The sequence below is a fragment of the Psychrobacter sp. ASPA161_9 genome (assembly GCF_051970275.1).
In the GTDB taxonomy this organism is placed as follows: Bacteria; Pseudomonadota; Gammaproteobacteria; order Pseudomonadales; family Moraxellaceae; genus Psychrobacter.
The window spans coordinates 338,264-351,586 of sequence record NZ_JBEFNI010000001.1; the positions used below are offsets into that span (position 1 = coordinate 338,264).

Consider the following 13,323-nt stretch of genomic DNA (forward strand, 5'->3'; position numbering starts at 1 on the left):
AATACTCGGCTAAAAAATTGGGCTTTGTGAAATTAGACAGCTTAAATAGATTGTTAATATAACCACTTGCTAGATGGCGCAAACCAATCAGTCTATATTTAATAGATATCACACAATAACGGCATTTAACAACGTTTTTATTGTCTACATTTTGGGCGTTATATAATCAATTTACTTTGACAATATTACGGCATGGCTGATAGGAATTTTTGCAGCATCTGTCTGCGTAGGCACAGCAAGCAAGGAAATTTTTATCAGCCTCACGTGTATATAAAACACATAACACCTTTATTTGATATGGGCTATATATCATCCTCTTGGGTGTCCACTGGCAAAAATAAACTTAATGAAATCGCAGTAATAGCGCCTATTGCTACAGGCGATATCAGCACGTTACGTATCAATTCAGGCAATTGTGATAATACCTCAGGCACCATAGATACACCGATGCCCATCCCCACGGAGGTAGCGATAATCAACATATCACGGCGGTCAAGCTTGGCGCTAGCTAATACTTTAATACCAGCCACCGCTACTGTCCCGAACATCACCAACGTTGCGCCGCCAAGTACCGGCTGAGGCATGGTTTGCAATATAGCGCCAAAGATAGGAAATAATCCGATGATAATCATCAGGGCAGCAATGTAGATACCGACATGACGACTGGCGACGCCAGTCAGTGCAATGACGCCATTGTTTTGGCTAAAGGTGGTCGACGGCATGCTATTTAACGTAGCAGCAATCATAGAATTGACCCCATCTGCCAATACACCGCCTTGGATTCGATTAAGGTAAATAGGGCCTTTGACAGGTTCTTTAGAAACCACAGCGTTGGCTGTTAGATCACCAGTAGTCTCAAGGGCGCTAACACAATATAGAATGGCTATAGGAATGAAAGCGGCAATATCAAACTGGAAACCAAACCTAAATGGGATGGGAACAGTAATAAAACCAACATTGTTCAAGGAAGAAAAATCTAGCCTACCCATAAAAAAGGCGGCTAACATTCCCAAAATTAAAGCAATGACAATGGAGGAAAGTCTTAATAATGGGTTTTTTGAGCGGTTGAATACAATCACTGACACCAGTACAACCATACCTAAAAACAGGTTTTGCAAACTGCCAAAGTCCTCTGCACCAAAGCCACCTGCAATATCAGTCATGGCGACTTCAATCAGCGGAACACCAATAAGAATAATAATAGTGCCAGTAACCACAGGGGTAAATATTCTTTTTAATTTGTGAATAAAGCGGCTAAGAACAATCTCAACAAAGGCAGCGCAAAAACTAACCCCAAAGATGGTAGCCAAAATATCTTCTGGCGAACCACCACGGCCTTTTACAATCAGTCCAGCAGCGATAATAGCAGTCAAAAAAGCAAAGCTAGTACCTTGTAAACTGAGCATACCAGCGCCTATAGGGCCTATTTTTTTACATTGGATATAAGTGCCAATCCCAGAGGAGATTAGAGCGCAGCTGATTAGATAGGGAACGTAATCACCCAAACCTAAGGTTCCGGCGACAATCAAGGTGGGAGTGACAATAGCGACGATACTAGCTAGTAGATGTTGTAAAGCGGCGAAACTTGCCGGCCAGAAGCTGGGCTTGTCATTGAGTTGATACATCAACTCGGAGTTTTTTTGGGATTCTAACGATTTAGACATTGTTAATCATCCTTGATTAATATGGTCTTAAGTCTACTAACAATCCTTGTCAATAGGTTTAGGTTGCCTCGCTAATTACTTTATTCTGGTTTCGTTTAAGCATTTTAATTTTAGTGACAACGTTAATTTAAAAGATGACTATTTAGTCAGGTTTTATTTATAGTATCACTACTATTGTTTGCCTACAAGCTATAAAACATATCTTCATAAGATTTTTAAAACATAGTTTCGTAAGATGTTGAAAGTTCATCTCCTAAGACCTAAGGCACTTTGGAGCTGACCATAAAAAAACGGTTAACGCTTATTTTTCAAGAGTTTTAAAGCCCTTGTAAATAAACATTAACCGTCATTTAAATAACGCTAAGCAATTTCTAAATACTTAGCGAGTAACTATTTGATTTTTATTACGTTACTTTTTATTATGTCCTAGGTTATTATGTCCCAAGCTCAAGCAAGCTTGCATTACCACCGATAGCAGTCGTATTGATGGTTAGCACGCGTTCAGTGACAAAGCGGTACAAATAATCTGGCGTGAGCATATCGGATAAGCCTTCCATATCTGTCACTGCAATCACTTGAGTTAAGATACCATCGGTATTAGCCAATGTCTGACTAATCTCCTGTACTTCAGCATGACTACCTGCAACTGCGACTTGTGCGAGACGATCAATGTGTAGCAAGGTAATCGTTTGTGAGTCATTCGCGACACTTAACACATCATCACTGATACCTGTATCATAGAGCACTTTCGCCGCTTCCGCACACATCTCTTCTTGGCTTGGGCAATGCAATATTACCTCATTACCCGTTAGCAATGCTGCGATAAGCTGCCCCAGTACCGCCATCGTTTTGGCTGATTCGCCACCAACAACCATCGTCTTACCGCGAGCCGTCACATACAAGTCGTTGGACTCGCCAGTAGCACCTGTCATGCGGTGCACTTCGTCAAGACTTGGTGCAGCGCTCAATAGATGATTGAATAAGCGACGCGCTTTATTGGCATCACCGGTGAACAATGCCAGCTTGGGAATAGCAGCTTCAAGATAAGTAGCACGCTGCACTGCGCCAAGTAGTCGCCAAGCTTCACAAACTTGGGCATGATTTTTTTTGAATTCAGTCGCCATGTTGCTACTCCTTATGCGAGTTCTGTTTGAGTGGTTGATGTTGTATTATTTGCTGTATTTGATGTTTTAGAGCTTAGTTGTTCAGAGCCTAGTTTGTCAGCACTTAGCTGTTCAGAACTTAGTTTCATCAAACGTGCGACATAATGTGGACCACCTGCTTTTGGACCAGTGCCTGATAGACCACAACCACCGAAAGGTTGGACGTTGACCACAGCACCAATCTGATTACGGTTGATGTAAGTATTACCTACGACAGTACGGCGCTCAATATGCTCAACGATATTTTCAATACGGCTATGGATACCTAAGGTTAAACCAAAGCCTGTTGCATTAATGGCATCGATAAGCTGGTCTAAGTCACGCGCGTTGTAACGTAGTACATGCAATATCGGGCCAAAGTGCTCGCCACCGATAACGTCGATGGTTTGTACCTCAATCGCTGTTGGCAATACAAAGGTAGATTGCTCTTCACTGACCACTGAACTGGCACTCATAGGTGTTTGCGCCAAGATAGTCGCTGTTGGCTCAGACTTCATACGCTCGATATGACTCTCAAGTCCTTGCTTGGCATCTGCGTCAATCACTGGACCGACATCTGTAGCGACGTAAGTTGGATTTCCTACGACCAGCTCTGCCATATGACCTTGGAGCAACTCAATCAAGCCATCTGCCACGTCTTCTTGTACACATAAAATACGACATGCTGAACAGCGCTGTCCTGCCGAGCCAAATGCTGACAATACTGCATCCCTAACCACTTGCTCAGGCAATGCCGTGGAATCGACGATCATGGCATTTTGACCACCAGTTTCAGCGATCAAAATTGGTAGCTCGCCACTCGTTTGCGCATGATCATTTAAGCTTTGGTTAATACGCTGCGCTGTTTGCGTTGAGCCAGTAAAGATCACGCCAGATATATTATCCGCTGCTGTCAAGGCCCCGCCTACTTCGCCAGCACCAGTGACAAACTGCAACGCTTCTGCTGGTACGCCAGCTTGATACATCAGCTGTGCACCAAAATGAGCGATTAAGCTTGTTTGTTCAGCAGGCTTTGCCACGACAGTATTACCAGCTGCTAATGCAGCAACGATCTGACCTGTGTAAATCGCGAGTGGGAAGTTCCACGGACTGATACAGACAAATGTGCCACGTGCCTTATAAACTTGGCGTGATTGCTTGCCAGCCAAGTCTGTAAACTCGTGAGTGACATCATTTAAGCGCTCAGCCTCATCAGCATAAAAACGGCAAAAATCAACCGCCTCTTTAATCTCATCAATGCTGTCTTGCGTGGTTTTACCCGCTTCAATTTGACATAGCGCCATTAACTCAGCGTAGTTCTCTTCATATAAATCGGCAGTTTTGCGTAAGATAGCTGCACGCTCAGATGCAGATACTGCTTGCCACTTCACTTGCCCAGCCACAGCAACGTCGATTGCTTGACGAGCTAATTCAGCATTGGCATATTGTACTTCACCAGCAACAACTTCATGGTTCCAAGGCGCACGTACTGTATGGCTATCGAGCTGATGCGCTGCACCATCCACTTCATATGCGCTAACTGCTTGACCATTGATGATAGGTGCCGCTGACCATGTTTTGTGCAAATGACTATCGATAGCTGTTTTGAGCGGATACCACTGCGACTCTACAAATATATTAGGCCCAAAGCTAGCACGGCGCGTGCCATAGATATCCAATGGTAACGGAATCTCTGGATTATGCAGATTGTCATTGGCCAGTAGCTTGTCGTACGGGTGCACCGTTAGCTTATCAATCGGATAAGATTTATCTAATAACTGATGTACAAATGAGCTATTCGCACCATTTTCAAGCAAGCGGCGTACTAGATATGGCAGTAAGTCTTCATGCGCGCCAACGGGTGCATAGATACGTACAGGAATATTGTAAGATTGCAAGATATGGTCATAGAGTGCATCCCCCATACCATGTAGACGCTGGAACTCAAAGTCTCTATGCGTACTCATGGTCATCACTGATGCCAAAGTATGGGCGTTATGAGTAGCAAACTGCGGCCAAATTAGACCACGTAGATGATCTGATAGTAAGAAGCGAGCACAAGCAAGATATGCGGTATCCGTGCCTTCTTTACGTGTCCAGACTGGATAGCCTGACAAGCCTTTTTGCTGCGCAAGCTTAATTTCTGTATCCCAATAAGCGCCTTTGACTAGACGTAGTGGGATACGGTCACCAACTTCTGTAGCCAAGCGCGCAAGCCATGCAAATATCGCAATAGCCCGCTTTGAGTAACCTTGAACGACTAGCCCTAGGCCATCCCAGCCAGCGGTTAATGAATCACGATACAGCGATTCAAATAATTTGAGAGAAATCTCTAAACGATCCGCTTCTTCGGCATCAATACTGATATCGACATTGACTTCACGAGCGGCTTCAATGAGTAATAAGCAGCGCTGACGTAATAGCCCTAAAACCTGCGCTTCTTGCGTCGCTTCATAGCGTGGATGCAAGGCAGACAGCTTGATAGATACGGACGGCTTAGGCATACCTTCTTTGACTTTAACATCAGCAGTAGATTTAATCGCATGCAGATAGTCATTGAAGTATTTTTCGGCATCCTTATGGGTAATGGCGGCTTCGCCTAACATATCGAACGAATAGGTATAGCCTTTATTACGGTAAGGTTGGCTGTTTTTATTAGCGTCCTCAATAGTCTCGCCCAATACAAACTGATGCCCCATAATGCGCATGGCTTTTTGCATCGCACCGCGAATCATCGGCTCGCCCATCTTTTTAGTCATGCGATCCAAAAACCCAGATGCTGTGGTACTACTATCAATACTTACCACACGACCGGTCATCATCATGCCCCAAGTCGAAGCATTGACCATAAAACCATTGTCATCTTTGAGATGTTTTTTCCAATCCGCCACGCTCATCTTGTCACGGATTAACGCATCAGCCGTATAGTTATCTGGCACCCGAATCAATGCTTCAGCCAAGCTCATTAGCAAGATACCTTCTTGGGTATCAAGGCTATACTCGAGCAACAATGAATCTACCATCTTGATAGCTTTACCGTCATTACGCACATACTCAACCAGCTTGCGCGTCTGCTCGCTAGCATCATCTCGCTCTTTATCACTAGGCTTAGCTAGTGGTAGCAACTTGGTCAACCAGCGGTCTTCATCGACACTATATAACGGTGAAATACGCGCATACAGGTCATCTGCCGACTGAGTAATATACTCAGGTGCAAGCAAATCGATAGGATCAAATAAAATAGGCTCTTTGGGTGTAAACTGGTCTATTGGGTTCATACCAACTCCATAACTATCGTTAAAAAAACCATAATAAATGGTGCGTGTGGACTCTTAATGACTTAAACATTTAGGATAAAGCGATTAAACATTCAGCCAAATAGCGGCAACAAATACCTATCAATGATAGCTATTTATAAGAGACCAAACAACGCCATCACAAAACGAGCAAATCCAGCATAAGCTGGAGAGGGTTAAGTAGGTCGTTCGATTGTTAAAAAATACTACGTTAACAATTCAAAGGCAACAACGAACAGTTAAGCGGCATTAGTGCCTTCTTCTTGTTTGTAGTGAAAGGAGTGCAATCGACAATTAATGGCTTTAATATGAAATTAATGAACCCAAAATTGCGATCTTATATGACGCTAATTCACTGTAAGAAAAACCTCTACGGCGTTGATTGAGGTGATGCGCTTAACTCCGCCATATTATCATGAAATAATTTTTCAAACTAACATTATCGGTCATTTATATTAATAAATATATCATTTAAAAACAAATAGATAGCAGCACAAAGTTCTTGAAGCTATTTAATTTATGGTTTTTTGTTTGCTATTAACTATTAAGCACTATTTCTAACTGTAATAATTACGAATTTCTCGCCAAAAAATACCCTAGGGCTTGTCCTCATTTTGATAACGGTAATAAAAATGAGATAGGTTTTTGTCAATCAAAGGAAATTTTGCAGAGAATATGAACATATTGTCTAGAAATTTTCAAAGAGTGACGGAAATATAGCCATTTTTAGCCCATTAGAGGTTCACTCGTTCAGATTGAGGACACGCCCTAGCCTCTAACCAAAAAACCCTCTTTATCAAAGAAAGATAAAGAGGGTTTATGAGTGGGTAATGCTGTCTAGCTGTCTAGCTGTCTGTAAATACACTTCTTAGAAACATAGCACTTATTAATAAGAGCTTATAAATAACCTAAAAAACTATAGCCATATAATCTTGGCAAGTAAGATTATCGTTAGCACCCATACTGCGATAGTCACTTCATTAAGTTTGCCAGCTATTAACTTCACCGCAGTAAAGGTAATAAAACCAAGCGCAATACCATCAGCGATAGAGTATGTTAATGGAGTGAACAAAAGAACGACGACAACGGGCGCTGCATCAGTCAAATCGCCCCAGTTAATATCTTTTAGTGTACCTAGCATCAGTACAGCTACATAAAAGATAGCACCTGCGGTAGCATAAGCTGGAATCATACCAGCCAGCGGTGCAAAGAAAGTACTTAATAAAAATAATACCCCGACCGTCACTGCCATCAGGCCAGTACGACCACCTGCTGCAATACCCGCGACACTTTCAACATAGCTCGTAGTCGATGAAGTTCCAAGCATCGCACCGGTAACCGTCGCTGTTGAATCCGCTAGCAGTGCTTTGCCCATATTAGGGATTTTACCGTCTTTATCAATTAAGTTGGCTTGACTCGTAGTAGCCACTAGCGTACCTGCGGTATCGAACAAATCAACAAATAGGAAAGCAAAAATGACACTGATCATGCTCACGTCAAACGCACCAGCAATATCAAGCTGCATAAGTGTGGGTGCAATGGATGGTGGTGTGGACATAACACCAGCGAACTCAGTATGACCTGCCAACAGACTAATCAAAGCGACCAGTAAAATACCAATCGTTACCGCTCCAGGGATTTTTTTGTAAGATAGACCGATAATAACGAAAAAGCCTATAGCAGCCATCATTGGTCCAAATGACGTCATATCACCGAGGGTAACCAAGGTTGCATCTTGCCCAACGATGACACCAGAGCTTTGTAGCGCAATAAATGCTAAAAATGCACCGATACCTGCAATAACACCCTGTTTCAGAGCCATTGGAATAGAATTTATAATCCATTCCCGAATCTTAAATAAGCTTAAAAGTATAAATATACAACCCGATAAGAATACAGCACCGAGCGCAGTTTGCCATGCATGGCCCATACCCAAAACCACGCCATAGGTAAAGAAGGCGTTAAGACCCATGCCCGGTGCTAAGGCGACAGGCAGGCGGGCATAGATGCCCATTATAAAACAGCCTATCGCAGCGGCTAGACAGGTAGCAACGAACACTGCCCCCTTATCCATACCGGCTTCTGCCAATATGTTAGGGTTGACAAAGATAATATAAGCCATCGTCAAAAAGGTCGTTATACCGGCAACAATTTCCGTTTTGATCGTGGTATTGTCACCATTAATTCCAAAATAGCGCTCAAGTGCATTCATAAGGGTCAATTCCGACTGGCCAGTGAAAAGAACAGGTTTGATGGTGTTTAAAATATAGTGCCTAAAATAAATATGACGTCAGCAAAGGAATTGCGACGTCATTATCAAAAGGCAGTGGTAACAAAGCGCAACATTCTAGAGAAATTAGCGCATAAATTCAATCATTACCCATGCCTTACGCGTCCAAAACCAAAACTAAATTCTATTTATAAACAATAGTACACGGTAAGAACGTATTATCAAACAATAAATTAAAAATCTGTCTACTGACCATTTAACACATTAATAATGACCTTTTAAGCATTTAGCAGTAAACTAGGGGGTTGAAATATTGTTACAGCAAATATCACACTTGGATTAAGCGGTTATTTTCATATTAAGTTATTGAAATTAATATGAAAATACATGATATTTGATTATACATAATAAGTATTAAATTATCGTTTTTATTGTAGTTCCTTAAGGTTATCTGGCTTCAGCATCATTATTTTAGTCAGTTATTGTTAATTACCAGTGAGTCTGTTACATGCCTGAATCATTAAACATTATAGATCTTATTACTCAAGCCAGCCTGCTCGTGCAGATTGTGATGGGACTATTGCTACTAGCATCTTTGGTTAGTTGGGTCATTATTTTTCGCTTAAGCGCCCGTCTTGGTACGGCCAAAAACTTCGATGAGCAGTTTGAGACTTGGTTTTGGTCGGGCGAAGATTTGGCCAAGCTGTACCAAGGTGTTCAAGGCTCTCCTGAGCGTCAAGGCCTTGAGCAGATTTTTTATGTTGGTTTTTCTGAATACTTAAGAATGCACAAAAAACGCCAACCTAAAGATGACATTATTGATGGCGTTGAGCGTAAGCTGCGGGTTGGACTTGGTCGTCAGCAACAGTTGCTTGAGTCAGGAATCACTACCCTTGCCAGCATTGGTTCGGTAGCGCCTTATGTTGGTTTATTTGGAACGGTCTGGGGTATCATGAATGCCTTTTTAGGTCTTTCACAAACGGAACAAGCTACACTTGCCTCCGTAGCTCCCGGTATTGCCGAAGCGCTTATTGCTACTGCAATGGGGCTGTTTGCTGCTATTCCAGCCGTGCTAGCGTATAACCATTTCACTGCAAAATCAGGCCAGCTTTATGAGTCGCGTGCACTATTTTGCGATGAGATGACGGGTATGTTACAGCGTGAGACCAGTAGCCAAAATGCACTGCATAAAGAGAATAAAATTACTGAGACTATAATTGGCGCAGGTCAGGTGACAGGGCTATGAAACCAAACCCCTATAGCCGCAAGAAAAAAGCGCTCAACGCTGAAATGAATGTCGTACCTTATATCGACGTTATGCTGGTGTTATTGGTGATATTTATGGTGACAACACCGATGCTGACGACAGGGGTCGATGTTGATTTGCCAAAAGAGCAGACCAATGCAATGAGTCAAAATCAGCTACCTGTTATCGTATCGTTAACAAGTAGCGGTGAGATTTTTATCAGTTATGAGAACAATATAGACATGCCTATCAGTGAGCCAGAACTGATTAATACTTTATCCAATTTACAGTCGCAAAATAGCAACGCTGGCGTGCAACCGCTTCAGGTAATGATTAATGCAGATCAGAATAACCAATATGGTTCAATTATGACCTTAATGGCAAACTTGCAGCAGGCAGGTATTCAAAAAGTAGGACTATTAACAGGTGCTCCCCTGCCCACACCTACGTTATAATAGCCTTAACTAAAAAATCTACTGTACTCTGCACACACTTGCCTCTATATACGCTTAGTTTAACGAAGCAGACAATCTGATGAAACACGTCAATGAGTATCAAAACCATGAATAATGCTCCTGCCGTTTATGTCCCAACTCCGCCAGAAGGTAATGGGCTGACACTGCCCATGATATTGAGCTTGTTGGCACATGGCATTGTGCTTGGAATACTGATCTATACCTACCAATCGCCCGAATTAGAAGCCGTGGGTAATATTGAAACTACCATGGTCACACCGGGAGAGTTGGCTGAAATGCAAGGGCAGATATTAGCCAATCGTGCAGCGATGCAAGCAGCTAGTAGTAGTGATGGCAGTGCAGTTGCCATTGAACAAATGAATGCAAATAGCAGTAGCAATGCCAGCCAAACAAACGCATCACCAAACACCCAAAGAGAGTCTATATTTACTCGCTCTGATGACCCAGCTGATCGTCCAGTATTAATGAGTCAAGAGCAGCATCAGCGACGTACTGAGCAAATGCAAGAGTATGAGCGTAATATAGCTGAATTGGCAGCACAGCTAGATGAGTCAGCGTTAGCAGAGCTCAATGAAGTTGAACAACAGAAACAAAATGAGCTTGATGCTGAGCGCGCTCGACTGAAATCATTTCGAAATACAGAGAATAACCCACCCAAAATCAAACGCCCTAATAATACACAGTCCAATTTAGAGATAGATACTGGTCACTCAAGTAGTGCTGGCAAGAATTTTAGCTTATCCGATGGACAGTCAACGGTATCTGGAAGTACCACTACCTCAGGGCAATCAGCTGGTAGTAATAGCAATGCGTCAGGTGGGAGTCGCGTTGCGAGCAACAGTGAGATTATTAACTTAATCAGACGCAATTATAACCCACCCATAGCGGCTAAGGGTTCAACCCAACGTGCGACGTTAACGATAACAGTCAATAGCAATGGTGATGTGGTCAATGTCTCTGTTTCAGGCTCTGATCCAGCTGTAAACGAAGCTGCTAAACAAGCAGTACTGAGTACCCGTAATTTACCGATTGATACTGACGACCCTAAATATCCTACCTTTACGGTACAGTTCAAGGGCAGTAATTGATAACATAGCAAACTCCTAGTTTATTGCCAATTTCATCTTAAAAAACTTGCGTCAGTTGTGATATTGTCTTACCGTGATACTCAATTAAAGTATATAAAAAACGATTACCACCTTATTCTAGGAGCTAAATTCAGTCATGCGTACTCACAAAAAACTTTTGATTACTTTACTTGCCAGTGCCTCAAGCCTACTTGTTGCCCCTAGCTTATACGCTGCCCCTGTCGTACTAGAATTAGATTATGAGATTCCAGTACAACAAAATCAGGTCGCTTTTGTGCCTTTCGCTGGTGATTCTGTGCTATCGCCCATTATCTTAAACGACTTGAGTAGAACTGAGCTCAACGTTACTAGCAAAAATTTACCGCAGCAACCGCGTAGTAGTAGCGAGCTCGCTGGGACATTACCAGTATGGCAAAGCTTAGGTATTCCTTATCTAGTAGTCGGTAGCACCCGTACCAATCGCGGTAAAATCGAGACTAACTATGAAGTGATTGATGTTAAATCTGGTCGCGTGCTTCAAGGTAAGCAAAGCTTAAGTGCCGATAATAATCAAGAAAGTTTGCGTTATGCAGCGCACGTTATCGCGGATAAAGTTTATGAGCTTGTTACTGGCACGCCGGGTGACTTCTCAGGGCGTATTGCTTATATTGAAGAGACTGGACGCGGCAAAGATAAGATATCTCGCTTAAAAGTCATGGACGCCGATGGTGAAAACGCTAGAACCATCACTGAAGTCACAGGCTCAATATTTTCGCCAGCATGGTCACCTGATGCTTCGCGCATTGCCTATACAGTACAACGCGATAAATCCTATCCGTTGATTTACGTACAAAACGTGAGCGGCGGCGCGGCCACTGTTGTTACCCCATATAAAGGCAGCAACCTAAGCCCATCTTTCTCTCCTGACGGTAGTAAAATACTATTCTCCAGCAGTTTTGAAGGTAGTGCTGATATTTATGAGATGAGCGCAGGTGGTGGCAACCTTAAAAAGCTGACAAACTGGCCAAGCAGTGAAGTGCAACCAAATTATGCGCCGGATGGTAAGTCTTTTGTATTTGTTTCTGATAGAGCAGGCTTTAATAAGCCACAAATTTATCGCTATGAGTTTGGCTCAGGTCGGACAACCAAAGTATCTAATAGTGGTTATGCAACCAGTCCGCAGTTTAGTAGTGACGGCACGCAAATTGCCTTTTTGAGTGGGCGCTCAGCTGCAATTATGAACAGTAACGGTGCAGTGACTGCTAATTTGGGTAATACCGGTATTGATGAGGCTCCAAGCTTCTCACCTAATGGTAAGCGTGTGGTATATGCCTCAACTCAAGGCGGGAAAGGCGTATTAACCATTAAGTCATTAAATGGTGGTGAGTCATTCGGTAAGTCTGGTCAAGGCATTATCCGCTCACCGGTATGGTCAGCCAGCCCGCAATAATTTTATTACTTCGTAACGTTTTAAAAAAAAGCATCTGATAACTTATTTATCAGACGCTTTTTTTGTTTATGATAACAAGCTTACTCACTAGGATCCGCACCCGGTGGAAATTCATGGCGTAATTGGGCAACGTTAGCCGCAGTGACCGTATCCGTAAATTTATTCAGATCGCTATGCACGTATTGAGTCACAGCCGCTATTTGCTCATCATTCATCATACTATGAAAGGATGGCATACCGCGCAAACCATTCATCACAACGCTAATGATATAGTATTTTGATTGCATCTTACTATTATTGGCTAGCGGCGGATAGTAGCCTGCCCCTTGCGCACCTTCGCCTTTTTGCATATGACAACCCGCGCAGGAGTCCTCATAGAGCTTTTTACCATTCATCGTAAAAAAGCCTGTTTTACCTTGTGAGCTACCTTCAAATTTTGCGAGCCATTTTTGTAAGTTGGCATCATTCTGCATCTTTGGTATCGAGCTAACATTGACGATATTCATAGGCGGGCGGGCAAGCGCTGCTTTCGACATATACACCCCACCCCATGCGCCATTATTACGGCTAGCCTGATTGTCAAATATCACTGGTGCTGATTGTTGACTGGCAATAGTAGTCGCCTTTTCTTTAGTATACGAACTACAGGCTGACAAGGTAGCTGCACCTCCGATAACTAAGATGATTGCCGTTCTACACAACTTGAGCGGACGAGATGGTTCAATTGGGTGTAATCTCATCATATCCATGAC

General features: G+C 42.8%; 9 protein-coding genes. 4 read left to right on the forward strand and 5 right to left on the reverse strand.

Going from position 1 to position 13,323, the window contains the following annotated elements; all coding sequences use genetic code 11:
* Positions 1-302 precede the first annotated feature (302 nt).
* The 4 genes from ACTQ9S_RS01270 to ACTQ9S_RS01285 all read right to left on the reverse strand — a co-directional run bounded on the left by ACTQ9S_RS01270 (position 303) and on the right by ACTQ9S_RS01285 (position 8,314).
* A complete protein-coding gene (locus ACTQ9S_RS01270; protein ID WP_440453397.1) occupies positions 303-1,664 on the reverse strand; it encodes a uracil-xanthine permease family protein in 1,362 nt (453 codons plus the stop codon).
* 434 nt (positions 1,665-2,098) lie between these two features.
* Positions 2,099-2,788 carry a 1-pyrroline-5-carboxylate dehydrogenase gene (locus ACTQ9S_RS01275; protein WP_068035993.1) on the reverse strand — a complete coding sequence of 230 codons (690 nt, stop codon included), beginning with the start codon at positions 2,786-2,788 and terminating at the stop codon, positions 2,099-2,101.
* 11 nt (positions 2,789-2,799) lie between these two features.
* On the reverse strand, positions 2,800-6,084 hold the full coding sequence (gene putA / locus ACTQ9S_RS01280; RefSeq protein WP_440453399.1) for a bifunctional proline dehydrogenase/L-glutamate gamma-semialdehyde dehydrogenase PutA: 3,285 nt from the start codon (positions 6,082-6,084) through the stop codon (positions 2,800-2,802).
* Positions 6,085-7,018: 934 nt separating this feature from the next.
* Positions 7,019-8,314 carry an NCS2 family permease gene (locus tag ACTQ9S_RS01285; protein WP_068327942.1) on the reverse strand — a complete coding sequence of 432 codons (1,296 nt, stop codon included), beginning with the start codon at positions 8,312-8,314 and terminating at the stop codon, positions 7,019-7,021.
* Between the two features lie 526 nt (positions 8,315-8,840).
* Here ACTQ9S_RS01285 and tolQ point away from each other — a divergent pair.
* The 4 genes from tolQ to ACTQ9S_RS01305 all read left to right on the forward strand — a co-directional run bounded on the left by tolQ (position 8,841) and on the right by ACTQ9S_RS01305 (position 12,571).
* On the forward strand, positions 8,841-9,578 hold the full coding sequence (gene tolQ / locus ACTQ9S_RS01290) for a protein TolQ (RefSeq protein ID WP_068036000.1): 738 nt from the start codon (positions 8,841-8,843) through the stop codon (positions 9,576-9,578).
* Positions 9,575-10,033, forward strand: coding sequence for a protein TolR (gene tolR, locus ACTQ9S_RS01295; RefSeq protein WP_068036002.1), 459 nt, complete (start codon positions 9,575-9,577; stop codon positions 10,031-10,033). The genes tolQ and tolR overlap by 4 nt, the downstream gene beginning before the upstream one ends.
* 92 nt (positions 10,034-10,125) lie before the next feature.
* Positions 10,126-11,142, forward strand: a complete 1,017-nt coding sequence (locus ACTQ9S_RS01300) for a cell envelope integrity protein TolA (RefSeq protein ID WP_440453400.1) — start codon at positions 10,126-10,128, stop codon at positions 11,140-11,142.
* Positions 11,143-11,278: 136 nt separating this feature from the next.
* On the forward strand, positions 11,279-12,571 hold the full coding sequence (locus tag ACTQ9S_RS01305; protein WP_440453402.1) for a translocation protein TolB: 1,293 nt from the start codon (positions 11,279-11,281) through the stop codon (positions 12,569-12,571).
* Between the two features lie 80 nt (positions 12,572-12,651).
* Here the strand turns inward: ACTQ9S_RS01305 and ACTQ9S_RS01310 are convergent, their stop codons facing one another.
* Entirely contained in the window at positions 12,652-13,311 is a 660-nt protein-coding gene (locus tag ACTQ9S_RS01310; protein ID WP_440453677.1) for a c-type cytochrome, read from the reverse strand.
* Positions 13,312-13,323: the final 12 nt, after the last annotated feature.